The sequence below is a fragment of the Sulfolobus sp. B1 genome, assembly GCF_007050195.1.
GTDB lineage: Archaea > Thermoproteota > Thermoprotei_A > Sulfolobales > Sulfolobaceae > Saccharolobus.
This window is the reverse complement of record NZ_QIMI01000007.1, coordinates 1-26,251: the sequence shown is the minus strand read 5'-3', so window position 1 is coordinate 26,251 and position 26,251 is coordinate 1. Positions and strand designations below refer to the sequence as shown.

Genomic DNA, 26,251 nt, shown 5'->3' with positions numbered 1-26,251 from the left:
GTAAAAGAAAGGAGAAAAGGGATATCGCGTGGAAATGTATAAACTTTATTATAGAGAGTGGAAATTCAAATAAATTAGAAAAATATAAGGGATATTTAAGATCATTATTATGGAATAGCTATCAAAACATTAGAGATGATGCGTGGAAAAATTTGAATATTTATAAGGCAATTAATGTTAAAGGAATAGAGAGAGCTCTGAAAGCGAATTCTGATAAGATTAAATGGTCAGCGTGGAGTAACGTCTTAGAGCTAATAAACTTAGGGTTAGTTGAAAGGAGTATAATGTTATCAATCAGAAATTCGTATTGGAGATTATTAAAAAGTAGATACTCTACTGTAAGAAAGAAAGCTTGGAGAATGTTCGTTACTTTGGTTAAGGAAGGAATATTTTATTCTACGGAAGATAAAGAGAGATTTCTTAATTTTTTGAAACATAGAAAAGCCAATATAAGGATATATGCGTGGAGAGCGGCTCTTGAATTGACTAACACTGGCTTCATATCAAAAGAAGAATTAAAGGCATACGGAAAATATCTCGAAGAGCTTACCTTAAGAAAAAGTAAAATTAAAAAGTTAGCTGAAAAATTAATTAAAGACTTAACTTGAAAATCGGTATTGTGGGTGGAGGAATAACCGGTTTATTCTCTGCTTATTATCTTCTCAAAGAGGGATTAGACGATATCACTATCTACGAGAAAAATTTCTTAGGAGCTGGGTCGATACATGCTGCAGGGTTGATTGAGCCGTATAGATTTGATAGAATAAATACTACAAGTATGATTATAAAAATGATAAATTATAAAATTTATAAATCTACTGAAATAAAAGAAGTTAACAAATCATGGCTTGTAGAATTATTAAGAAATCTGAATAAAAGCCCTCCTGACTATGTGTGGAGCGAGATTAAGAAAATGGCTGATTTTTCTCTTAAAGAGTACAAAAGGCTAGCTGAGGAGAAAAATGATTTTGATTATCACGATGATGGTTTACTAGAGGTTTATAAGAATCAAAAGGAACTTGAAAAAGGCATAGAGGATGAGAAGAGAAGCCCTTTTAAACCTAAATTTGAGGTAGCTGAAGTAGAAGGATTTGTCGGTGGAATTTTCTTCCCAGAATTAAGTAGAATTTCTACAGAGAAATTTATAGAAAGAATGAGAAGAGAACTCAAAGAAATAAGAGTAATAAATAAGGAAGTTAAGAAGGTAACGAGAAATGGATATATAGATGATGAAAAATACGATATAGTAGTTGTTTCAGCTGGAATTTGGACTAAGAACCTAAATTTACCGGTAACGGCATTTAAGGGATATGGTTATAGAATTAAAGGAGTAGCTAAAATAAGTAAAGCTTTTGTATTAGCTGAGGAAGGAGTTGCTGTCTCTCCACTTAGCGATCACATAAAAATTACTGGAGGATTTGATGCAGATTTCTCATATAATTCTGACAGAGCAGAATTATTTTTGAAAAGGGTAAAAAATCTGATCGATATCTCTTCCGTTATGGATCTTAAAATGGGATTTAGACCATGTTCACCGGATGGCTTTCCTATACTTGGGAAAGAAGGGAATCTTATAATAGCAACTGGAGGTTGCAGATTAGGATGGAGTTATGGACCAGCTATGGGAAGATATGTGACAGACTTAGCGTTAAATAAAATTAGTAATATAGATTATTTCTCTAGATATATAGTTAATATAAGTCAACTCTCTCTTTAATTCCAAAAAATTAGAGATCCGGTTATATGAAATAATTTAAACCATTAGAAGATAAAGTATTATTGATGAGCGACTCGCAAGAACTTAGAAGAAAATTAATTGAAGCTAAGAAGTTGATTCTAGACGGATTTGTAGAACAGGGAATTGATTTATTATCTAAGACCATAACTTCAGAAAATATTAAGGAGTCTAACTGGGTTATTTGTAACATAATAGACGCGGCAGAATGTAAAGCGGTAGTGAGTGTTTTAGATTCCTTAGGGAAGATATTCAATATATCAGTTTGTGCTAATGTTAAGAGAATACCTTACTGTTACGCGATTCTGAAAAAAACAAGTGAAAACGTAGATTTAGCATTAGAGGCAATAATTTCGTCCGGAAAAAAAGATCAATTAGACAAATTGTATAGTGAGATTATAAACATGAACGTTAGTGCTGAATTTTTAATAAAGATTGCAAATGCATATAAAAAGTTGGGAGCTATTAAAGAATCTAATGAGATAATTAAAAAGATATGTGAAAGTGGTGTAAAAGAAGCGTGTGAAAATATTAAAGATATAATAAGTAAGGTAATGTGATGAGAAAGACAAAAATAGTTGCCACTTTAGGACCTTCATCAGAAGATAAAATTCATGAATTGAGTGCTTTCGTTGATGTTTTCAGGATAAACTTAGCTCATGGTAATGAAGAATCTCACAAAAAGTATTTTGACCTATTAAAAGATTATGCATCTAATTCTAGCATTCTAGCTGATCTGCCTGGACCTAAATTAAGGATAGGAGATCTTAAAAAACCAATAGAATTGAAAAAAGGAGACAGAATAATATTTTCGCAAAATGAGGGAGTACCAGTTAGTGATGAACTGTTTTACTCTGCAGTAAAAGAGGGATCGTATGTACTGATAGCCGATGGTACTATAAGAGTTAAAATAATCTCAGTGAGTAAAAACAAGGTAGAGGGAATAGTAGAAGAAGAAGGAATCCTAATGCCTAGAAAGGGAATAAACATACCTAATGTGAATCTCAAATCTGGAATTACGGAAAACGATATAAAGCTACTTAAGAAAGCATTAGATTTAGGAGCTGATTACATAGGTCTGTCTTTTGTCATCAGTGAAAACGATATACAGAAGATTAAGGAGATTGTAGGGGATGATGTATGGGTAATAGCTAAGATAGAGAAGAGTGAAGCTCTGAAAAACTTAGTTAATATAACAAAGGTTTCAGATGGGATAATGGTAGCTAGAGGAGACCTAGGTGTGGAGATAGGATTAGAAAACCTACCATTAGTTCAAAGGAAGATTGTAAAAGTAGCTAGAACTTTCGGTAAACCAGTCATATTAGCCACTCAAGTTTTGACTTCAATGATAAATAATCAACTACCAACTAGAGCGGAAATTATCGATATTTCGAATTCTATAATCCAAGGAGTAGATTCAATTATGCTAAGCGATGAAACTGCAATTGGCAATTATCCCATAGAGAGTGTAAAAGTGTTACATAACATTATAACCAACGTGGAAAAGAGTGTAAAACATAGAGCAATAAGACCCCTAAATAATGAAGATGATGCTATTGCATTAGCAGCAGTAAATGCGTCAAAAATTTCTAAGGCTGACGCGATATTAGTTTACAGTAGATCAGGTAACTCAATCCTACGCATATCTAGGCTGAGACCACAAAAAGAAATCATAGGCATATGCCCTAATTATAAACTAGCTAGGAGGTTTAAATTATGTTATGCTGTAGTTCCAGCTGTAATTGATAAAAAAGTTGACACATTAGATCAAATAGTTGAAAAATCTCTTGAGACCGCTAAAAACGGTAATTATAAAAAGGTTGTAATTGTCGGTGGGGATCCTAAGCAAGAGGAAGGAAAAACTAATTTTATCATTATCAAAATTATTAGCTAATTTTTTAAATGATGAACTTCCAGGCTCAGTGATTGATGAGCAAATGGTTGCAAGAACTGACAAAGTGAGGATAAGCCTTGCCCTTGTAGGGCTAGGAGAATATCAGTATGAATAAAAGTTAATAATCGGTTTTAGAGGAAAATAATGAGTAAATATGGATTATTATTTCGGAAACTTTAAGGATGTTAAAATAGAGGAAGTACAAGTAAGAGGATCAAGAGATGCATACATACAATGGCTCATAACAAGACAGCACGGTAACGAAAAGTATGCCGTAAGACACTTCATTATTAAGCCTAAAGGAATTATAGCCCATCATAAACATAAATACACGGAAACTCTAGTAATTCTAAAAGGAAAAGGTAAAGTATGTGCAAACGGTGATGCGAGGGAAGTTAAATACGGAGATTTCGTCTTCATAAATTCTGATGTTCCACACGAATTAATAAATGAAAATGATGAGGATTTTGAATTCATTTGTATAATCTCTTATGAAGATGATATGAGAATAACTCCACTTCAAGATAACTGCGGAAAGCACGCATAACCTAATCCATTTACTGTTTCTTACTCTAATGTTTTTAACCTTTCCCTTTAGCTTTAAAATCAAATCTTATAATACACTACCTATGGATCCAAAGGAAGTTTTAACAGAATATAGTATAAAGTATGTGAAGGATATTAACATAATTGGATTAGGTACAGGTAAGACTATCAGAAAGCTAATAGAAGTCATGAGCAAGCACGAGGATTTAAAGAAAGATAAATTATTCGTTGCTAGCTCCATCGATACTGAAATAGAATTGTCTAAAAACAATTTTAATGTAATTACGCTCTTCTCTGGAATAAGACCCCAAGTATATATTGATAGCTTCGATACAATAACGCAAGATGGAATCTTAATTAAAGGTGGAGGAGGAGCACTATTTAGGGAGAAACTTCTCACTTATTTTTCACAAAAGAGAATTTTTATTGGAGATTCGAATAAAATGAAAAGGAATAAATTATATGAAGTACCAGTGGAAGTTATTAGCGTGAGTATAAATTATATTATGAAATACTTAGAAGATAACGGATACGCCGTTAAGTATAGAGAAGGCTCTGGAAAGATTGGTCCGGTAATAAGCGACAACGGAAACGCAATATTAGATGTTGTAGTAAAAGCCGAAGAGTTATGTAAATTTAATGAAATAATTAAAAAGATACCGGGTATAGTTGAAACTGGAGTGTTTTGTAAAGACTTATACGATAAAGTAATAATAGCTGATGAAAATGGAAGAATAGAAGAAATAGTAAGGAGTTCAGACCTTTAACCCACTTAATCCCCCAATACCAAATCACCTCTAAATAGTTCAGCCATCTTGTTATTCAAAAATCTAATATAAATTTCACTTTAGATTTCTTTACATTTATTATTAATATAAAAATTATTCATGAGCTAGAATCAATTTTATATTAAATTGGAAACCCATCTCCTCAATTCTTCAACAATTTCATGTGAACGGCAATTTAATTATCTTTTTGATATAATCATAAATATAATGTATCTTCAAGAATGGGTTTATCTAGATCTAGGATAAGGCCCATTTATATATAGCCTTAAGAACCTCTGGGGCAACCTCAACATATAGCGAGTATAAGATATTCTAAGATGATAATAGCAGTAAATAAGGATAAGAGCTCATACATCGCTGATTCTTGATAATGCAGATTACAAAAGTGAGGAAAGCTTAATCCTTAATGACGGGAATGGAAAAATTCTTGAAGCCAATTCTATATGCAGACGAGAGGGATTCTCTGAGCCTCTCGACTGCCCCTCACATGAGAGATGTAATTCCGAATCAATAAGGGAACCAATGAGACGCGCTAAGGGAATCACCACCCTTTAGGGCAGGGAGGAAGTCAGTTAATAGATAGTAGGTGATACAGTAAAACTCTGTGAAGTAATGGGAAAAATTAAAAAGATTTTAGTATAAATACAATATTTATGATATCTGATATAAAAACTGATTTAGGAATATAAAGGTTTCGTAGGATACACATATTACAATAGTAATCGGCATTATTAATTGATGGTATCTGAATATATAGAACTGGAATTAGAGAGACTTGAAGGCCATGCGTTAAGAAGAGTGAAAGGCATTCCAAATAATAGAAGATTATGGGTATTAACGTGCATGGATGAAAAGTTCATATAGAACAAGCTTTAGGCATACAGCCTGATAATACACATATCTTCAGAAACGCTGGTGGAATAGTAACTGATGACGCTATAAGATCTGTCACGTTAACTACAAATTTCTTCGGAACTAAGGAGATAATTGTAGTAACGCATACTGATTGTGGAATGTTTAGGTTTACTGGAAAAGAGGGCGATTGAATACTTTAAAGGAAAAGGAATAAAGCCCACAGAGATTCAATTAGACCCCTTATTACCTGCGTTTCGACTCTCTTCAGAAGAAGATTTCATAAAATGGTTTAAATTCTATCAGGATTTAGGTGTAAACTCTCCTGACGAAATGGCGATTAAAAACGTGGGAATCCTAAGAAATCATCCTCTAATAACTATGGATGTTAAAATATCGGGTTATGTATATGAGGTAAAAACGCATAGGCTAAGGAAGCCTAATCGGTTAGTATGTGCTGAAACACCAGATTTCAACACGGTATTGTAACAAAAACTTAGAAATACCATGTTCATAAAGGTGCGGGGGACGGGATTTGAACCCGCGTAGGCCTTCGCCAGCGGATCTCTTACATAAGGGTCTTGAGTCCGCCCCCTTTGACCAGCTCGGGCACCCCCGCAATAAAAATCTTAGTTTTCAAGCCTTAAAAGATTTTACATCTTTTTAAGCACTAGAGAAGTTAAAGTTGACCTAACACCCTTAACTGCTCTTATACTCTCGATTATTTGGTTCAATTCGTTTGAATCTCTAGCCTCCACTTTTACTATAATATCGTAATCGCCAGAGATTTCCATAACTTCTTTTACACCATGAATAACTGATATACGTCTAGTTACTGCAGTGGTATAAACGTTTGAATCACACTTAACTGAAATCATAGCTTCTATATGTTCCGGTGGTCTAGGCTTTAGTACTCTCCCAGTCACTTCCTCAGCTAATTCTAACAAGTCTACATCTCTGTAAAATCTTATGGTTGGATTAGATTTGATTTTAGCTAATATCTGATCTAATTCGATCTCACTTAGTTTTACTCCTAGTTTGTCGTATTTGTCTCTTAAAGCGTGTTTACCAGTATATTTATCTATGGTGTAGTCTCTTGACCTGCCAAAAGTCTCTGGTGGCATAAACTCGTACGTCTTTGGATCGCTTAAAACTCCAGCTACGTGAACTCCAGCTTTATGCACAAAAGCATAATCCCCAGTTATTGGATAGTTTGGTGGCATAGGAATTCCGCTATATTTCTCGACTATACTAGATACATATTGCAATTTATCTAATTTTACTACCTCTATATTGAAATGATACTTTATTGCAGCTGCAATCTGTTGTAGGGGAGTTATGCCTACTCTTTCCCCCAACCCGTTAACGGTTGTGTGAATTATTGTAGCCCCGCCCTCTATTGCAGCCAACGAATTGGCTACTGCTAGTCCTAAATCGTTATGAGCATGTATATCAAACTCTAAGTTTTTGACTTCTCTTGCTAGATAGCTAAATAATTCTTTAGTTTTTGAAGGATATAAGATACCTACCGTATCCGCTATGCTTACCCTATCTGCTCCAGAGTCTCTTGCCGTCTTACATACTATCGTCAAGAAGTTTAGATCCGTTCTAGAACCATCTTCTGCTGTAAATCTTACCTTTACCCCATGAGATTTAGCATAACTTATCGTCTCTGCTATAACGTTTAACGCTTCTTCTCTAGACGCCTTATGTTTTGCTTTCAAATGAATATCACTAACCCCATAAAATATTGCTATCCTATCAACCTCCAATTCAGCAGCAATTTCTATATCCCTTTTAACCGCCCTACTATGACCAACTATTTCAGATGTTATTATACCCTCTTTTTTCATTTTTACTATTCTCTTTATCCCTTCATGAATATCTGGAGAGACTGCAGGATGTCCTGCTTCTATCATAGAAACTCCTAAATCAGATAAAGCCTTAGCTATTTCGACTCTTTGATCAATATTAAATACAACACCAGGAGTTTGTTCACCTTCTCTAAGAGTTGAATCTAATATACCAACTTTTATCATTGGAAAAAGAGATTAAGTAAAGGATATATAATAAATTCGGTAAAGAGGGGTTCGAAATTAGAATTATTTAAGAATGCTTAGTATCAACTGATTAACATTCTCAATACCTATCTTTTGATAATACTTTTGCAATATTTCAGCTACTAACTCATAGAACTCCTTATTTTTCTTAACTTCCTCCAAATGATTAGTGTAAATATAGATTATAGAGGTCTTAATATCCTTGCTACTTTTCAAATCTAGCTCTATTTCATCTAAGATTCTAGCTAGAGCATTATAATTTATTTTCCCTTTATACCCTTTTAATTTTCTAAATTCTTCTTCTTCTAAGATTGACATGAGACTCACATTGGTTCTATTATAGATGATATTTCCTCTCCATTCAGTATATTAATTATTTTGTTCAATCTTTTGTAGTGCATAACTATTACCTTTATCTTCGATCTCTCCACTATCTTTATAGCTAGTGGGTCGAGTAGCTCATAAGTTCCAGCTTGAACTGATTGAGAATTCTCTAAAATCTTCCTCAAATCCATTGTATTTAGACGAGGTATTAGTTTAACATCAGAATAAATTCTAGGATCTTTCTCGTATACACCGTCTACATTGGTAGCCATCACTAAAATTTTTGATGAAGAAGCCTCAGCTACTAATGATGCTACTGCAGCGGTAGATTGCCCTGGCTGAAAGCCACCAGTAACAACTACCTTACTATGAGACCAAGCTTCTATAAACTCCTCTAAACTTTGAGGAACTTTCATGTATGCCAAATCTTGCAAGGTGAACATTACCAAATAAGCGTTTAATCTAGACGCCCATATTCCTAATAAGTCAAGATAAGCCTCGCCTATGCCAATCTCTCTCCCCAACTTTATATATCTCCTTGCAGTGTTTCCTCCTCCAGTTACTACTCCTACTCTATAGCCTTGTTCTACTAGTTCTTTAACACTCTCCTTTAACAATCTCAAATTATCTACATTATCTTCATCAAAAAATTTTCCACTTATCTTTAAAATAATGTTCATCAATATGGGAAAAAAGTTAGTGATTTTAAAGTTATATGGGATAGTCGTCCGGTAATTTATGCCTAAAGTATTTTCCAGTCTCTGGATCTTTGAAAAGTCCTATCTTCACTCCTTTTCTACCCTTTGGTGCTAAAGCCCAAGCTTTCTCTGGCACTAGTTCTATCTCTTTCCCATTAGGCGTCTTAACTTTTACAGACTTCTTACTTGAGCTCATATTCTATCTATAGTAATGTTATAGGACTAATTTTATAAACCTTTCCATGACTTATGTGAGGTATAATACCTTCAGTCCTTCAAGGGTAATATTAAAGATTTCCATTAGCTTTCAAACTGATCTAGTTATCCCACCATCGATCAATATATAGGAACCGTTAACATAACTTCCATAATCTGACGAGAGATAAATTAGCAGAGATCCTAACTCATTCTTAATATCTCCAGATCTACGTAGAGGTATTTGAGATAAAACCTCTTTTTCCCATACCACTTCCACAGGTTGACCTACCTTTTCAGCGTATTTCTTTAACGATCTTCTAGCGCCTTCAGTATCGAAGCTACCCATCAGAATAACATTAGTTGTTATATTGAATTGACTTAGCTCTCTACTTAGGAGCTTAGCCATTTGAATTAATGGAGCTCTAGTTATATCAGCTAAAGAAAACAATCTTTGAGGTTCCTTTACTGTCCACGACGATAAGAAAAATATCCTACCCCATCTTTGTTCTCTCATATATGGATAAACTAAATTTACAAGTTTTATCGCACTAAGCAAGTATAATCTTATTGAATATTCCCAATCTTGCATTGAGTTTTCAAAGAAAAAAGAAGGTTCTTTTGGAGGATTTCCAGAATTAACTACGAGCACGTCAATTCCTTTCATCACCTCAACTGCTTTCATAACGAGTTCTTCTAAAGTACTTTCAACAGTTAGATCTGATATGAAGCCCCATATAGACGGACTGATTTGCCTTAAGTCCGCTAATGCCTTATTAAGTTTTTGTTCACTCCTAGATGATATTACAACATTACAACCCTCACGCAAAAAGGCTTCAGCAACCCCCCTACCTATACCTTCTGTGGAGGCTGTAATTAGAACCCTTTTACCTGAAATGTTTATATTCATAGTTTACTATTTGGGAGAAAGGCTTTTGAAGACTTCTACTACAGATATGAAATCTTTTTCAGAGAGGCCTAAAGCTTCAGCCATTCTATACAGCTGCAATGAAATTGAGGAAAGCGGAGTAATTGCTTTCAAATTTTGAGACTCTCTAATAATAATTTCTAGATCCTTTCTCATATGTTTTGTAGCAAATTGAACTAAGTAGTCTTCATTAACTAACTTAGGTGCCTTTAATTCAGTAGTAGGTGATCTAGCACTACTTAAATTAGTTAGTATATTTGAGATTTGCTTAGGATCTAATCCAGCTTTTAACCCAAAATTATATGCTTCAGCAATCGCTACCACGTAGGAGGCTAATAGTAAGTTATTAACAAGTTTAGCATATAGACCCATTCCATTGTTACCCATATAAACTACTGCCGAAGAGGTCTCCTTCAGTATATCATGAACTATATCAAATTTATCCTTAGGACCGCCTACTAACACTACTAACTTCTTCTGTTCAACAAACGTTGAAGTCCCTATTACTGGTGAATCAAACATAACTCCATTATTTTCAGATATTCTCTTAGCCAATTCTATACTAAGCGTAGGGCTTATAGTACTCATATCAACAAGTATTTTACCCTTCATAAGCGGAATTATTGGCTCAACTACAGAGCTCACAGCTTTATCATCAGCTAACATGGTGAGGATTACATCAGATTTTTTCACCAATTCTTCGATACTAGAAGCTTTAGCTACCCCATAATCTTTTGAGAACTTATCCGCAACTTGTTGAGTTCTATTATATACTAAATCTAATTTAGATGCTTTAGCTAGATTTGCCCCTATTCTATATCCCATTACACCTAGTCCGATAAGACCTATTTTCATAACTTTATATCTTAAATCCTACTTAATGTATGTTTCTACTAAATTATTAATCCTACCTTCCACATCTATCAAATCTATTGATAGTACTATCATGTTACTTTCAAGTTTCATCTTATCTAATTTCTCTTTTAATTCATTAAAAGATTTGCAGTCAATAAAAATATCGTAAATATTATCGAACAGTTTAAAAGAATCTGGAGGGTTAGTTTGAGAATATACTGTCACTCTATATTTTTTCCTTGATGGCTTCAGATTTGAAATACTCTCAATCTCCTTCTTTCCAACGCTCATCATTTTTACAATATTATAACCATTAATGTTTATCTTTTCCCTTTCCTCATCTTCTATAATTAATGGATATTCTGTAATTATCCTTACATCCGATGGTTCAGAAAAAGCTAATATTATTTTCTTACCTAGTAGATTATCTAAACCCTCTTTATCTTTAGAGAACCACGAGGAAATAGGTAAATTTCTTGTTAGGCGATTATAAACATATAGAGTTTTAATGTGTTTCTCCAATATTTTAACCTCTTTCGTAGAAATTGTATATATTAGCTCTATATCTGGATTATCGATATCCGGAGGAAAACCAAGTTGAGTTAACCTCTTCCCGACATCCCTTTTTATTTCATTTTTAATACTTTCCATATAAAATAGATTGAATTTATTCATTATTTCGTTCTCTTTCATCTTAATTTCTTCATCTAATTCTACCCCAAGCACATACTTTCTTTGTTTACTTTTAATTATCTGTAGAGATTTATCCAGAAAATCTGTTTTATATTCCTCAATCTTATTAGCACAAATATAACATTTCTTAGTTTGAAATTCATCAGATGAAAAATATAAATTGAACCAATTTTTAGATAATTCCCCCATGTTCTGAGAAATCTCCTTTACTATAGAAAGATCCTCAATTTCGTGATTCTTTATTTTATGATCAAGATATAAAATAAGAAACGTCTTTATTGCTTTTCCTCTTTCCTTGTTATCCAACCCATAACCTAATTTAGCAAAACACCTACCTAAGCAGTTATCACATAATGGATACTCGGATAAGATTTTAATAACTGTATCTATTATACTAGATCTTTCCCTTGAAGAACTTCTCAAAATCTCCCCTCTTTCTCTTCACCATCTTTAGCAACTTGTTCATATTATTATACCATTCTAAAAGCTCTTTTACATCTTCTATCTCTAACCCTGAACCTTCAGCAATTCTTCTCATCCTAGATTTATCAATTATATTTGGATTCTCTAACTCCTTGTATGTCATAGAATTAAGTGCCGAGATCCACTTCTTCATCTTCTCTTCACCTATCTTTAACTGAGTTTCATCTGGCATAGGTAACATGACGCCTAGACCCGGTATATGCTGAAGAACCTTAGACAATGGTCCCATTTTTCTTAGTGCTATCAGCTGATCATAAACATCTTTCAAAGTTAATTTAGATTTTCCTGTCATGACATCTTCCATCTTCTTCTGGACCTTCTCATATTCTTCCATACCCTTAATTTTATCTAGGATTGTCTCTATATCTCCCATCCCAAGAATTCGTGAAACGTATCTCTTTGGATTGAATACTTCAAGCTCATCTACTTTTTCTCCAGTACCGATAAATTTTATTGTGGCTCCAGTAGCAGCTACCGCAGATAAAGCTCCACCACCTTTAGCAGTACCGTCCATTTTAGTAATTATAATTGACCCAATTGGACTCGCTTGATGAAATCTTGAGGCTAGATCATATGCTTTTTGCCCTATTGATGTATCTATAACTAATATTACATCATCTGGCTTAATAGCCTCATATATCTCTTTCATCTCTTCTAATAGCTTATTCTCTTCTCCATACCCGTGTCTACCCGCAGTATCAACTATTATTATATCCATATTATCTTTGAACTTTGAGATACCATTTTTAGCTATTTCAACAGCATTTTTATTATCCCTTTCTCCATAAACTGGAACATTAATTTGTTGGCCTAACTGCACTAATTGATCTAATGCAGCAGGTCTATATGTATCAGCAGCTACTAACCCCACTTTATATCCCTTCTTCTTGTAGAAATATGCTATCTTTGCGGCAGTAGTAGTTTTTCCGCTTCCTTGAACTCCAACTAACATTATTATATAGGGGTTCTTTGTAGGGTTAACAGAAGGCTCCTTATCTCCTCCAAATAACTTAGATAATTCGTCATACACTATAGATATAAACCACTCCTTTCTCTCTAAAATAGATGGAGGTTTTTCTTTAATCAATCTTTCTTTAATCCGCGAAGTTAATGAAAAAACTAACTTAACATTAACATCAGCTGAAATAAGAGCCTTTTGAAGATCCTTTATGAATTCATCTACTGCTTTCTCATAGGGTGTAGAACCAGTGAGAAATTTTCTAACCGCGTCCCTTAAATTCTCTAACATTATTACTTGACCCTAACAATTTTTCTCCTTCCCATAATCTCCCAATATTCTATTTCTGCGTTTGGTCTTATTTTTGATGCTAGTTCGTCCTCATTTGGCTTCTCCATTTCGAACGTCTCATAAGACTCTAGATCCATAATTTGTATTTTGTCCCCCATATCTGCAATTATTTGTCCAACGTGCTTCTCTATGATTGGAACCTCTACTTGTTGGTCCACTGGAGCCATTAAGGTTTTTTTAGCGCCACTAAAAACACCAATTGCAACTACGTTAGCCTTAGCACTGCCATGTTTACCAGTCTTAGCTTTAGTTATTTCGACAACTCTACAAGGTTCGCCATCTATTACTACGTAACTACCTTCTTTTAACTCACCAACTGTCGTGTAAGTTATGCTCATTTTTAACCCTTAATGATATAAAACAGTTGAACTTTAAACTCTTACGCTCCGAGCTTTGGCCCTTCATCACACTTCAGCCCTAGCTAGGTCTTCACAGCAATTTTATTTTATACTGATCCCATTATTAAACTATGCCATGGAAGGTAAGGTGTACAAACTGCAATACGGAAAGACTACTTAATATCAGTTTTGACATAAGTTCTCAAAAAAGCATATATATCTATTGCAACACATGCAAGAGAAACACTTTTAATGAAATATTAGGTTATATCGAATAATAATGATGAGAGAGCTATTTTGACAAAAAGATGAAATAACCTGTCTCGGCTGAATTAACTAATATAATCACTACTCTTTATCTTCTCTGGCAGGTACTGAAAAGCTAAGAACTTTAGACCCTTACTAGCCATAGCCTCTATTTCCAATTTTGACTTCTTTTGGAGGAAAGTATTAATTTCTTCCTGCCATGCCTTAGTCTTAAACCATTGATAATTCTTAATCTCTTCAGCCCTCTTAATATCTGCATCCTTAGCTCTGATTATGTAATTCCTCCTCTCAACATCACTAAGATATGGTTTCTTCTTAGAACTTCCGAAAATATCACTCATGGAAACACCTAAAAATCTGGCTTCTGGTGTAGCTAGTCTCTCACTCTCATAAGATAACGTTATTGAGCCTATCCTAAATACGCTAAATATATACCATCCATAAGGATCAGCATCGGTGAGAATATACACTGGGAGTTTCAATTCTTCATTTAGTCTTCTAACGAACCTTCTAGTAGCCCTATCTGGTTGTCCGGCACTGGTTATTAAAATGGACTTATATTGCTTCCAAAATCCTGCTCTATGCAATTGTTGAAATACCGCATCCTTCTCCACGACTAGAACAAATTCTGCATCAATGTCTATGAAATCTATCAAATCCGGAGTAGGTTCAATAGCATACGCACCATGACCTGTTTTGCTGAGATCTATAATATCATTACCACTTCTTATTCTTAAATTCCCTACCACTTTACCCTTCTCTTTGCTTAATATTAACATCTCTTCTCTCAATAGAGAAGTGAATACTTCTATATCAGCTATTACACTGTCTGACTCCTTTTGCTCATCCCACGTATTCTCCTCCGATACTATTTTGTTATCATTGATAGATTTTAATAAAAGTGAATGCTTACCTCTGTAGTATAAATCACGTATAGTTGGATACTCATCATTAATTAGAGCTTCATAAATTATTGAGGACATTAATAAAGTTTGCATAAATCTCCTTGCTTCGTTTAGGTCAAGGAAATTTCGCTTAAGCTTCTTCTCACCTAGTAATAATAACTTCCTTTTTTCATCGTAAATTGTATTAGATAATGTTCGCATAGGTATTTCCATAACTAATGGTTCTCCTTTCTTAACTTGCTCTAAAACATTCAAAATTCTTCCCTTTAAAACGTTAGCAGCTTTCCTTCTAGCTTCTTTATCTACTTTTGATGTTAATTCTGAGCTCATTCACTATCTACCCTATACAATTTTCTATATTCTTCAATGTTAATTAAATTTAGCTTCCTTGAGATAAGCTTAAACAGCTCATTCTCCAACTCATTTTGAATTTTTAAAGCTGCCTCCCTATTACCATCTGACATAAATATGGAGAAAGATCTACTCACTTCAGGAATATATTTAAGATAAGTTAATAATTTCTTTTTCTCTTCCTCTTCCTTTCTTTTCTCAGTTAAGAATTGCTTCATTTTTCTTGCTGCTTCCATCAAAGCGTTCCTTATTTCTTTCTCTATATCTTCTACTTCTGCTATACTCTCCTTTCCAGCACTCTTATAAGGTATCTTAGTGCTGCATAAATGAACCATGACGACCATTTGATATTGCTCTCCCTCAATTCCGTATCTTTTCCAATCCATTTCCTCTACTACCTTCCATATAACATCAGACTTCTCATCATATATCAATGGGATTTTATTAGCATATCTTAATACGATAGGCTCTTCGCTAGCTTGAATATTTCCGCCATATGCTATCCCTACCTCTACAACGAAAGGATGACCTTGATAAGACTTAGGTCTCCTAGTAACAGCAACTGCGAATTCGGGGTTATAGATTTTCTTAAGGCCTAACTCAATTAAATCACTCCCTATTACAGACAAGGAATCAGCACTAGGCGGTCTAAGATCTTCAAATTTCTTGAAAGCCTCTACTAACCTAGTTATCTCTTCTTCAGTTAATGACTTGACCTTCTTATTACCTCTTAGCCCTGCTAACTCTAATATTTTATCAGCAGTTATCTCACCTACACTCTGGAATTCATTTATGAGAAATTCTTTAATTGTATAGTCCTTTTTTAGGTTATTGGCAATTATTTTAATCTCTTCCCTATCAACACCGTATGGATGGGGTTTAACTTCTTGTGGAGGTTTTGGTATTTTATTAGTTAGCCTAGGGAAATAATTCACGTTACCTTCTGGATCCTTAAATATAAACTCAGCATAAGGTGTTATTAAATAGGTTCTCCTTATATACTCATATACCCTAGACTTAGCCTTCGTCCAATCCCCTGGTATGTATATTGCTACTGAAGTGCCATGAAAATCCTTATCATTAATTACAGATCCTCTTTCTACTATTATTGGTTCATTTTTGTTTATATCAATTTTCAGTTTAAAAACATAAATTCTTTTTGAGTTAATTGGCGAAGTCTCTATCTCTATTGGCCTATCTTGATGCATTTGACTATACAGAACCGCAGCTTTTACACCTAGCCCATACATACCTCTGGTTTGCCTATTGACATACTTAGAACTGTAGAGAACTTTTCCAAACGCGTTAGGAACCTCATGAGGTGGTATTCCTATACCATTATCTGCTACATTAACTTTGTATATTTGCGTGTTGGCATCAATTAAATCTATACTTATCTTAATATTAGGCAAAATTCCATGAACATCAGTCGCATCCAAAGCATTTTCAACTAGCTCTCTAACAGTCTGATAGAGAGCTCTAGCCGTATTAGGGAATCCTGCTAATTCCGGATTCCTCTTAAAGAATTCTGCCGGTGATAAGCTGGTAAATTTTTCCTTACTAGCCGACATAAGTGTTACACCTTATATATAGAACAGTTTAGCTTAATAAAGACGCAGACAAAATAGGTAATATTATTGTAGCATCACCATAAATTGTAACATTTTTTGCATCAGGCTTAATTTTATTCCATGAGATAGCTTCTCTAGGCTTGGCCCCGCTCAGACTACCATCATACTCTTGTGCTGTAGTGACATATACAGCATAATCTAAACCATCTTTAAATTGATTCCACCAGATTGTATGATGCTTGCTAATACCACCTCCAATGATAAGAGCACCGCTCTTTTTACAAGAGAAAATCAAATCTTTAACTAATTTCATATCCTCAAATAAATTAATTCTAAAATTATAAAACTGCGACTGTATGAAAAGATTCGTACCAAAGCTACCGTCAACTATCCCCGGTACAATTATTGGAACTTTTTTATCATATGCAGCTTTTAAAATGGAGTTAGAATCTGAGATCCTTTCACTGAACTCCCACAGAAGTTCATAAACGGATATTTCCTTCTTATCCTTAACTATTTCGGGTATAAATTTCCTCACAACATCCTCTATTACCTTTCCATAAGATTCAAAAGGAACTAAGACGTTACCTAGTCTATGAATTTCCAACTCCCTTAAAACTGAATCATCAAAATCAAATGACCCCTTATAATACTTGCCACCAAAGCTTCTAGCAATGTCGTGATCTACGGTTCCACCAGTGGTTATTATAATGTTAAAGTATCCTTCTTTTATTAAGTCAGCAAACAAACCTCTTAAACCGGTAGATACTAAATTTGCTGTAAATGATAAAAATCTAAGATCAGCTTCTCTCATCATTTCCTTAAGCACTTGAGATGCTCTTATTATTCCCTCACTGCTGAATCCATATACTTTTTCAAAAATGTCTGAAATAATATTTGCATAATTTCTCAGATCCTTTAAGTTAAGGTCTTCAATAGGTTCCTTCAATAATTCATCTCTATTTATCATCCTTTAGTTACCCCAATTGGTCTTAAACGAATCACTAATTTAGCTATTTTAACTTCATGTGCTGTCCTAGCTACTCTGTCTACATCTTTATATGCACCAGGAGCTTCTTCTGCTATTACTCTTCTTGTAGCAGCTCTTACTACAATTCCTTTCTCCGCTAAGGTCTCTACAACACTGTTAGCTGGATAACTCCTAACTGCAGCAGCCCTAGACATCCATCTACCAGCACCGTGAGGTGCCGTGAACCATGTTCTCCTTCCTTCTGGAATTCCCACCATTACATAACTGGCTGTACCCATACTACCAGGTATCAAAACCACTTGGCCTATATTCCTATGATCTGCTGGTATTTCTGGACTATTAGGCGGAAATGCTCTAGTAGCACCTTTCCTATGCACTAAAACTTTTTTCCTCTTCCCTTCAATTACATACTCTTCTATTTTAGCAATATTATGGGCGACATCATATATTATATGTAAGTCAAATTTTTCAGGATCTGTTCTAAATACCCTGCCAAAACTTTCTCTAGCCCAATGGGTAATTAACTGTCTATTTGTCCACGCGAAATTAGCAGCTGAAGCCATAGCGTGGAAATAATCTTGTCCTTCCCTACTTTCGAATGGCACTGCAGCTAATTCTCTGTCTGGCAATTGTATGTTGTATTTCTTCATGGCTCTTTCCATTATTTGAAGATAATCACTAGCAGTTTGATGCCCTAACCCTCTAGATCCTGTGTGAACCATTACCATTACTTGTCCTTCGTGAGTAATCCCTAACGCTTTAGCAACTTCTACATCATATATCTTATCAACTACTTGAACCTCAAGGAAATGATTTCCCGCACCTAATGTGCCCAGCTGACTACTCCCTCTTTGTTTAGCTATGACGCTGACTTTTGACGGGTCAGCAATCTCCCAACTTCCATGCTGCTCCATATGTTCCATATCTTCTTTCCAACCAAACCCCTTATCTACTGCCCAAGCTACACCTTCAGCTAAAACTTGATCTAGTTGCTGAGAAGTTAATTTAACCTTCCCTTCACTTCCAACTCCACTTGGGATATTTCTATGTAATTCTTCTACGAGATCGGCTAATTTAGGTTTAATATCACTATAATCTAAGTTAGTTCTAAGTAATCTAACTCCACAATTTATATCATATCCAATACCACCTGGACTTACTACACCACCTTCATCAATGGCTGTGGCAGCAATTCCACCTATTGGGAAACCGTAACCTTGATGACCATCAGGAAGTACGTAAACAGACTCTTGAACGCCGGGTAGGCAGGCTACATTAACTGCTTGATTTAACGTTAAGTCTTGTTTCATTTTTTCTATTAATATGTCATCGGCAAATACGGTAACTGGAACCTTCATGCAAGCTTGATGACCTTTATTTATCCTCCATTCATACGGACTAACTCTAACAAGGTTAATCTGCATTTCGATCCATCCATAATTACGTCGTAAAATAAATAAATTTATACCTAATAATGTTCGGAGATAATGGAGGAAAAATACAGAAATTTAATTTACTAGTAATCTAAAATAGATATTCCAATTAAAGTCAATTTATATTTTTAAATTTTCTTTTGCGCCTTCTTTGCCTTATCTTCAAGAATTTCTTTATATTTTCTTTGTATATTCTTTACTGATGAGCCTATACAATCTGAATCTGAGTTCAAGATTACCTCTTTTAGAAACTTATATGCACAAGACTTACTATGAAAATATAACTTTTCTCCTACAATTTCAATTTTTATACCTTGCCCTTCAGGAAAAGTTCTACCACAAATACTACAGATATATTTATTATCCATAGATTGAACGTTGATTTTATATTTTTAAAAATAGCGGTAAATGTTGCTATCCAACAATTTTGGTGTGATAATTAATGCCAGATCAACTAGATCAGCGATTAAAGCATCTGATTAGGGAAAAACAATGGAGTGGCTTAAATAAAATTCAAGAAATGTCCTTCAAACCAATTGATGAAGGAAAAAACACCCTAATTATAGCTCCAACCGGTTATGGAAAAACAGAGGCTGCCTTATTACCTATCTTAAATAAAATGATAAGCGAAAACGCAAAACCAGTTAGTCTAATCTATATTACGCCACTAAAGGCTCTAATTAATGATTTACTATATAGAATTGAATGGTGGTCTTCAAGATTAGGATTCCTAGTAAATAGAAAACATGGTGAAGTACCTCAGAAGGAGAAAAATCAGAGATTAAAGAAGATTCCCCATATAATAGTTACTACTCCAGAAGGATTAGAAATAGATTTAGATTGGGCTAGTAGATTTAGAGAACACTACAAGAACGTTAAATGGATAATAATAGATGAAGTTCATGAATTAATTAGTTCTAAAAGAGGAACCCAACTATCAGTTCTGCTAGAAAGGTTAAAGTACTTCATAGAATACGACTTCCAGCGAATAGGCTTATCCGCAACCATTAGTGATCCAGAAAAGGTAGCTAATTTCCTCTTTGGCTCATCAAAGAGGCCATCTGCAATTGTTAAATTAGATGAAGCTAGAAAATTCGAAATAAACATACATAAAGTCGATAGTGACCAAATGCTATGGAAGAAGGCTGCAGAAAAGATTAACCAATTAATAGAAAAGCCTAGTTTAATTTTCACAAACTCTAGGTTTTCAACAGAGAGATTGCATGAAGAGCTGGAGAAGTTAGGCAACACAGAAATTTACGTCCATCACTCTTCTGTATCTCGAGATTTAAAGAATTTGGCTGAAGATGGGCTAAGAAGTGGGAACGCTAAAGCAGTAGTTTGCACAAAAACTTTAGAGTTAGGAATACATGTTGGAGATATAAAAAAAGTTATAATGCTGAGGCCTCCTACGTCAGTAGCTTCTTTCTTGCAGAGATTAGGTAGAAGTGGCCATATAGTTAAAGGTACTCCTAAAGGTGATATCATATGTTACTATGATTATGATGTAATAGAAGGTCTAGCTCTATATGAAGCAGCTAGAAGAGGAATAATTGAAAGACCATTAATAGATAATGGCCTTGATATAGTCGCAAGGGAATTACTGGGAATGCTATTGCAATATCAAAAAATCAACTTACAAATAGCATATAACATTATACATGGAGCTTTCGCTTATAATAATCTAACTTATTCCGAATTTTTACAGTTAATAAACTACTTAGTAAAGAATAATATAATAAAGATAGAAGGGGATGAATTGAAAATAGGCGCAAATTTCTTTAAAATATGGAGATTTAATAAAGATTCTAAGATAGCATGGGGTAAAGACTTTGCTGAATTTTTCTCTCTGATAAATAATAATGATACATTTTCTCTTAAATACAACGGAAATACTATAGGTGAAATTGACTCAATCTATGTTTTCAAGCATGTTAGGTCTAATGATGTCATAAGAATTAGTGGCAAGTTCTGGAAGGTAGTTAAAATAAATATGAATAAAGCTACAATAGACGTTATACCCGCAAATGAGGTAGAAGGAGAAATACCTATTTGGAAGGGAGAAAGTACATCTAAATCACCAATTATAGTTAAATTTATAAGAAAATTATTCAATAATATTGAAAAATATAATTCTCTAATAGATGAAATCCTTGATGAGGAATCTAGGAAAGCACTATTTAGAATAATTAACGATTACGCTACGCAAGGAATTGAAATACCAATTAAAAATACCATAATAGTGGAAAAAAGGGATAACGAATGGATATATAGCACCCTAATCGATGAAAAAGTGTCTAACACCTTAGCCCATTTACTTTTATATTTGGTGATAAAGAAGTATACATTAAACGCTTACGCTAGAAGCTCTATATATGGGTTCGCGATAAGAGGTTCTCCCACGGATTTACTTAAGGAGATTTCAACTATAGAAGAGGATAAGATTAAGAAAATGATAGTTAGATCTATAAGGAGATCACCTTTCTTTATAGCGACATTAAAAGAGATTGGAGCAAGTTTTGGAAAAATTTCAAAAATTGATATAAAGGAAGATAAATTCCTTATCAAGGAGGCGCTAAGGCAAACGCTAAATAAATACTTTAACATTAGAAGAACGTTAAAGTTTATTGATAAGGTCAAAAGAGGCGAGATAAAAATTGTTTACATAGATAAACCAACTCCATTTGCAAATGCTGTTTCATCACATGTTCAGATAAGGCCGTGGCTACTTGACCTAAACGTAACCATATATCACGCGTTAAAAGGTGGAGCATATACGATTAATGAATTAGCTGAAGTTTTAGGCATTCCTAATAAGAGCCTTGAGAATAAGCTTAAACAAATGAGAAAAAGCGGAAACAAGTACAGAGTTACTTACTTTATTGACGTTGATTGCAGGGAAACTAGATGGTGTTTATATGAGGATTTTGTTAATATAGTTAATTCAGAAGAATATTATTCGTCATTTGCACCTTTAAACTTAAATGAAATATTCTTGGCTACACTAAGATCTGGTGATAATCAGATAGAAATATTATTTAAGCCAAAAGATTTGTTGAATAGTTCAGACGAGATATTAAGAAAAATACCATTCAATGACGTGGATGAGATTAAGATTAAAGAAGCTATAGATACTTCATATCAAGTTTACCAAAAATATTATAACGTTAAGAAGGATATAATAATATACTTAATGTTAAACGCAGTAGCATATCTACAAAACTTAAAATACTCCTAGTAATTACTTTTAGAAATGAGTGATGAAGCCCTTCCATTTGATCTGTGATAAAGGCCCGTGTTACTGATAATAGAATAAGAAAAACTACCTTTCTTATCATAACTTATAATATGGGTTAGATTTATTTTTATAAACCTATTTTGGTCTCGTGAGAATAAAATGTCAGAGAAAATAAATGAAGTAATAGTTAGAAGATCTAAAAGTGTAGAAGACCATGTTTTAGATATAATAGTAATGTTCAATCAAGGTCTGAATGAAATCAAACTTAAGGGAGTAGGTAAAGAAATTTCAAAGGCAGTCGACATTTACAATACATTAAAGGATAGATTAGGAGAGGGAGTACAATTATTAGGAGTAGAGACTGGAAGTGAAGTTAAAGATAGGAGAAGAATCTCATACATCTTGCTCAAGCTTAAGAGAGTTTACTGAAGATAATATCTCACTATAAACATCAATTAGCACATTAGAAGCATTGATTCTGCCTAATGATATATCGTCTAGTATACTCATCAGCTTTGAAGTACGCTCCTCTGATATGAGATGAGGGAATTTAGAGCTGAGGTACTGATAAACATTAATTCCTCTTCGGGTTGCTATCAGATAGGATCTTTTCTTGCTAGAGATAACATATCCGTGCCTTAATAAGTTCTCGATAGTCTTAGCGTATGTGCTAGGTCTTCCTATACCCTTGGATTTCATTAACGATATTATATCGGAATACGTAGGCAATTGCTCACTAGACCCTCTGCTTAGCGTTATTCTTGGGTTTATTTCACCTATTGGCAAGTTATGCGTTTTTATATCATATATTTTTGCAAAACCACCAATAGTACTGGATATAAGTTCTGCTTCAATATAATCATTTTCATTCATTATAATTTTATATTTAGTCTTAATTCCAATAGAGTGCTTCATCTGACTAGCTATAAATCGCCTAAATATTAGATCATACAGCATGAAATGATATTTGGTAAACCTTATTGGATATCTAAAGGGGTTTTCCTCGATTTCTTGAACCAACTCATTAACGTCGATTGCTCTGGTAGGTCTTATTCCTTCATGTGCCCCTTCCTCATCAGAGCTCCAATTTCTAGGTATGAAATCTAAGGATAATCCGTGCTTTTCTAAGTACTCTTTAGCAATAGCTACTCCCACTGAAGATATATGAGTACTATCAGTTCTATGATATGTTATTAAACCAGCCTCGAACAGTTCTTGAGCGATCTTCATAGTTAAATTGGCGGTAAACTTAAATCTCGAGTTAGCCTCTATCAGTAAACTGTCAGTGGTAAATGGGGGTAATGGAGATAGAAGGATCTTTTGTTCATTGACCTTCTCTATACTAATTTTTTCTACACTTTTCAAATACTCTTCAGCAGATTTTCTATCCTTAAAATATTTTTTAATAATATAGCCATTGATATCTATATAAACGATGTAACCTAGATTACTCTTGTAATTCATAGTTCTGTTAACTATCCAACCTAGGACCGGCGTTTGAACTCTGCCCGCCCCTTGATTAAAGTCGTTAAACTTATTCTTTAGTATTTTACTCAGCTCAAACCCTATCCATCTATCTTCTACTCTTCTAGCAACTTGGCTCATTACCAGATTTACGTCCACCTTTTGAGGATTCCTTAACGCATTAAGAATAGCGTTCTTAGTTATCTCATGATACTTAACCCTATATACTTCAGAGTTATACGGAGAAATCAGTGAAGACACATCAAAAGCTATCTTTTCGCCTTCTGCATCCGGATCACTGGCTATATAAATTTTTTCAACAAATAGTGAAAAATGCCTGAGCAAGTCGATAATAGCTTTTGAAGAATAAACGTTCTCTGATCCACAATATGGACATTTGTCATAATTAGTTGAGGAGAAAATCTTATTGCAATCTAAACAGCGTGATAAAGGTACATAATAAGGTATTATATCACTATCATCTACCTTTACTCCGTAATAGCCTAATTTATCAGTAGTTAAATCGGTTATATGACCTTTAGTAGCTACAATATTCATTACGTATATGTTTTTACCATCTACTATAATCGTCTCATAGACGGGAATACGATTATATAGTTTAATTGACGGTCTTCCAAACAATTTAGCAATTGTCCTAGCTTTCGTCGGAGATTCTACAACCAGCAATCCAGTAGTTATACTAAATTGCGTCCTCTCTCCTTCGTCTCTTCTTGAAGAATCTAACTGCTGCTTAACCATATCTAGATTCAATTCTGATAATTCCTTAAATGCTATCTCAGGTAACATCCTTTGTAACCTTCTCTTCAAAATTTCAAATATTAATTTATTATCAATTAAAACAATTGATAGACCTAAAGTGAGACCACCGTTATATAGTCTACTTGATCTCCCCGAACCTTGAAGATAAGTTATAACATCAGGATAGGTCATATAATAACTTGAATTTTCATAACTTATTACAAAATTATCAGATATTATTGTACTACTATTTATATCTTTTAATTTATCTTTTATTAACGATATATATTCTAATAGATTACTCTTAATTCTTTGTAATTTCTCATTATTTATATCTTCATTATTCAGTATAGAGTATCTTATAAGCTGTGCCTCAGAATAGTTAAGAAATAGAACATCATTCTGTATCCTTGACACATCGAGTCCTAAAACCTTAGCTACTCTAAGTAGGGTAAATGGATTAGATATGGCGTTATATAACTTAATTCTTGTCTTAGGAACTCCATAAAATACCACATACTTTAATTTCTTAGGTTCATCAATCCCCCTTACAGCTACACCATAATATGAAGCTGAACCGATTAAGACATCTACTTTACCACTAGAGAACTCATCCAAGAACCTCCTACCACTTATCGCTAGCTTTGTCTCTAAACCAAATTCTTGTATTTCATCCTTTATTTTCTTCATCATATCTCTTCCTAATTCTTTGGAAACTAGAATTAAACCGCCGCTTCCCAATTTTTGGATAATCGATAAATCCAGATTTTCCTCATATGAATCTATGATATTTCTGGCATAGAGTTGAACAGAAGCCGGTTCGAATCCAGTTAACAATCGTAATGCTTTCTGTTTTATGCCTTTGGGTCTTATAGTCGCGCTTGCTACAACCAATTGAGATATTTTTTCATTAAAACTTGCTATCTTTAGTTCTAAATCCCTTATTCTCTCCTTAATCTCATCATTATCGCTATTAAGTAGAAACTTTTGTTTTAGTCTAGTCAGCTGGATCGCACTATTGTACACTTCTCTTGGTACGCCAAGCAACGAAACTAGTCTATCTGTAGTTTTACCGCTTTTCACTACTGCATCGGCATCATCTATAATAACTAGTTTAGGCTTAACAGTGATAGTATCGGAGTTCTTATTCAAGTAGCTTACAGTAATTACATTTAACTTATGATCTTCAACTTTACCACATGAAACCTCTCCCCCTAATTTTCTTAGTCTTTCGCATACCTGATCCACTAATGATTTAGTAGGTACAATGTAAACTACGTCTTCATTTAAGTATGTTGAATATACCATTAATGTCGTGGTTTTTCCTAACCCCGTTGGGGCTGACAATGTAAAACTTTGATTATCTACGAGCCTCTTTAACCATAATTTCTGTAGTGACCAAGGCTGATAGCCCGTTTTTCTCCTAAAATACTCAAATACCTTTTCGTATAGTGAAACATTATAGTATAAACTCCAATAGTTTATAATTTTTCCATTATTAATTAATATTTCATATATGGTTTTTATTTTTGTTAATTGATCTTGTATATCAATATGGTTAACATCTTGCAAAC

The 26,251-nt window shown here is 33.9% G+C and carries 26 protein-coding genes and 1 tRNA gene; 11 read left to right on the top strand and 16 right to left on the bottom strand.

Annotation, left to right across the window (positions count from 1 at the left end; genetic code table 11):
* From DMP16_RS10805 to DMP16_RS11510, 9 genes are all read left to right on the top strand, one after another.
* Positions 1-608: hypothetical protein (locus DMP16_RS10805; RefSeq protein ID WP_185957793.1), on the top strand; the 608-nt coding region annotated here is incomplete at its 5' end.
* Entirely contained in the window at positions 605-1,717 is a 1,113-nt protein-coding gene (locus DMP16_RS01155; RefSeq protein WP_069281667.1) for an FAD-dependent oxidoreductase, read from the top strand. The genes DMP16_RS10805 and DMP16_RS01155, both read left to right, overlap by 4 nt.
* Positions 1,718-1,782: 65 nt before the next feature.
* A complete protein-coding gene (locus DMP16_RS01150) occupies positions 1,783-2,295 on the top strand; it encodes a DUF1955 domain-containing protein (protein ID WP_069281669.1) in 513 nt (170 codons plus the stop codon).
* Positions 2,295-3,629, top strand: coding sequence for a pyruvate kinase (gene pyk, locus DMP16_RS01145; protein ID WP_069281671.1), 1,335 nt, complete (start codon positions 2,295-2,297; stop codon positions 3,627-3,629). Before DMP16_RS01150 ends, pyk begins: the two co-directional genes overlap by 1 nt.
* A 154-nt stretch (positions 3,630-3,783) precedes the next feature.
* Positions 3,784-4,176: a cupin domain-containing protein gene (locus tag DMP16_RS01140; protein ID WP_069281673.1), complete on the top strand. Its 393-nt coding sequence runs from the start codon at positions 3,784-3,786 to the stop codon at positions 4,174-4,176.
* 82 nt (positions 4,177-4,258) lie between these two features.
* On the top strand, positions 4,259-4,942 hold the full coding sequence (rpiA, locus tag DMP16_RS01135) for a ribose 5-phosphate isomerase A (protein ID WP_069281675.1): 684 nt from the start codon (positions 4,259-4,261) through the stop codon (positions 4,940-4,942).
* A gap of 759 nt (positions 4,943-5,701) precedes the next feature.
* Positions 5,702-5,827: a hypothetical protein gene (locus DMP16_RS11520; protein ID WP_269465966.1), complete on the top strand. Its 126-nt coding sequence runs from the start codon at positions 5,702-5,704 to the stop codon at positions 5,825-5,827.
* Positions 5,824-6,009, top strand: a complete 186-nt coding sequence (locus DMP16_RS11515) for a carbonic anhydrase (RefSeq protein WP_306416236.1) — start codon at positions 5,824-5,826, stop codon at positions 6,007-6,009. The genes DMP16_RS11520 and DMP16_RS11515 overlap by 4 nt, the downstream gene beginning before the upstream one ends.
* On the top strand, positions 5,972-6,304 hold the full coding sequence (locus DMP16_RS11510; protein ID WP_231961212.1) for a hypothetical protein: 333 nt from the start codon (positions 5,972-5,974) through the stop codon (positions 6,302-6,304). The genes DMP16_RS11515 and DMP16_RS11510 overlap by 38 nt, the downstream gene beginning before the upstream one ends.
* A gap of 31 nt (positions 6,305-6,335) precedes the next feature.
* Here DMP16_RS11510 and DMP16_RS01120 read toward each other — a convergent pair.
* The 15 genes from DMP16_RS01120 to DMP16_RS01050 all read right to left on the bottom strand — a co-directional run bounded on the left by DMP16_RS01120 (position 6,336) and on the right by DMP16_RS01050 (position 19,584).
* A tRNA-Leu gene (locus DMP16_RS01120) sits at positions 6,336-6,434 on the bottom strand.
* Between the two features lie 34 nt (positions 6,435-6,468).
* On the bottom strand, positions 6,469-7,854 hold the full coding sequence (gene lysS / locus DMP16_RS01115) for a homocitrate synthase (protein WP_069281677.1): 1,386 nt from the start codon (positions 7,852-7,854) through the stop codon (positions 6,469-6,471).
* 63 nt (positions 7,855-7,917) lie between these two features.
* Positions 7,918-8,193 (bottom strand): hypothetical protein, encoded by a 276-nt coding sequence (locus DMP16_RS01110; protein ID WP_069281679.1) that lies wholly within the window; start codon positions 8,191-8,193, stop codon positions 7,918-7,920.
* Positions 8,194-8,198: 5 nt separating this feature from the next.
* Positions 8,199-8,879: a UMP kinase gene (gene pyrH / locus DMP16_RS01105; RefSeq protein ID WP_069281683.1), complete on the bottom strand. Its 681-nt coding sequence runs from the start codon at positions 8,877-8,879 to the stop codon at positions 8,199-8,201.
* Positions 8,880-8,910: 31 nt separating this feature from the next.
* On the bottom strand, positions 8,911-9,093 hold the full coding sequence (locus tag DMP16_RS01100; protein WP_069281685.1) for a chromatin protein Cren7: 183 nt from the start codon (positions 9,091-9,093) through the stop codon (positions 8,911-8,913).
* A 111-nt stretch (positions 9,094-9,204) separates the two neighbouring features.
* The gene (locus DMP16_RS01095; protein WP_069281687.1) at positions 9,205-10,002 is read right to left on the bottom strand and encodes an SDR family oxidoreductase; all 798 of its coding nucleotides are present in this window, start codon (positions 10,000-10,002) and stop codon (positions 9,205-9,207) included.
* A 6-nt stretch (positions 10,003-10,008) separates the two neighbouring features.
* On the bottom strand, positions 10,009-10,875 hold the full coding sequence (locus DMP16_RS01090) for an NAD(P)-dependent oxidoreductase (protein ID WP_069281689.1): 867 nt from the start codon (positions 10,873-10,875) through the stop codon (positions 10,009-10,011).
* A gap of 18 nt (positions 10,876-10,893) precedes the next feature.
* On the bottom strand, positions 10,894-11,991 hold the full coding sequence (locus DMP16_RS01085; protein ID WP_231961213.1) for a pseudouridylate synthase: 1,098 nt from the start codon (positions 11,989-11,991) through the stop codon (positions 10,894-10,896).
* Positions 11,963-13,300 (bottom strand): signal recognition particle protein Srp54, encoded by a 1,338-nt coding sequence (locus DMP16_RS01080; protein ID WP_143576832.1) that lies wholly within the window; start codon positions 13,298-13,300, stop codon positions 11,963-11,965. Before DMP16_RS01080 ends, DMP16_RS01085 begins: the two co-directional genes overlap by 29 nt.
* A 2-nt stretch (positions 13,301-13,302) precedes the next feature.
* A complete protein-coding gene (locus DMP16_RS01075; RefSeq protein ID WP_069281695.1) occupies positions 13,303-13,698 on the bottom strand; it encodes a translation initiation factor IF-5A in 396 nt (131 codons plus the stop codon).
* Positions 13,699-14,030: 332 nt separating this feature from the next.
* The gene (locus DMP16_RS01070; protein WP_069281697.1) at positions 14,031-15,200 is read right to left on the bottom strand and encodes a DNA topoisomerase IV subunit A; all 1,170 of its coding nucleotides are present in this window, start codon (positions 15,198-15,200) and stop codon (positions 14,031-14,033) included.
* Complete coding sequence (locus DMP16_RS01065; RefSeq protein ID WP_069281699.1) at positions 15,197-16,792, bottom strand: DNA topoisomerase VI subunit B; 1,596 nt, start codon at positions 16,790-16,792, stop codon at positions 15,197-15,199. Before DMP16_RS01065 ends, DMP16_RS01070 begins: the two co-directional genes overlap by 4 nt.
* A 28-nt stretch (positions 16,793-16,820) precedes the next feature.
* On the bottom strand, positions 16,821-17,762 hold the full coding sequence (locus DMP16_RS01060; protein WP_143576831.1) for a deoxyhypusine synthase: 942 nt from the start codon (positions 17,760-17,762) through the stop codon (positions 16,821-16,823).
* Entirely contained in the window at positions 17,759-19,207 is a 1,449-nt protein-coding gene (locus DMP16_RS01055; RefSeq protein ID WP_069281703.1) for an RtcB family protein, read from the bottom strand. Before DMP16_RS01055 ends, DMP16_RS01060 begins: the two co-directional genes overlap by 4 nt.
* 137 nt (positions 19,208-19,344) lie before the next feature.
* On the bottom strand, positions 19,345-19,584 hold the full coding sequence (locus DMP16_RS01050; protein WP_069281705.1) for a hypothetical protein: 240 nt from the start codon (positions 19,582-19,584) through the stop codon (positions 19,345-19,347).
* Between the two features lie 74 nt (positions 19,585-19,658).
* Here DMP16_RS01050 and DMP16_RS01045 point away from each other — a divergent pair, with 74 nt between their 5' ends.
* Positions 19,659-22,454 carry a DEAD/DEAH box helicase gene (locus DMP16_RS01045; RefSeq protein ID WP_069281711.1) on the top strand — a complete coding sequence of 932 codons (2,796 nt, stop codon included), beginning with the start codon at positions 19,659-19,661 and terminating at the stop codon, positions 22,452-22,454.
* A 159-nt stretch (positions 22,455-22,613) separates the two neighbouring features.
* Positions 22,614-22,883, top strand: a complete 270-nt coding sequence (locus tag DMP16_RS01040) for a DNA-binding protein (RefSeq protein WP_069281713.1) — start codon at positions 22,614-22,616, stop codon at positions 22,881-22,883.
* Here the strand turns inward: DMP16_RS01040 and rgy are convergent.
* On the bottom strand, positions 22,848-26,251 hold a 3,404-nt coding region (gene rgy / locus DMP16_RS01035; protein WP_143576830.1), incomplete at its 5' end, for a reverse gyrase. The genes DMP16_RS01040 and rgy overlap by 36 nt on opposite strands.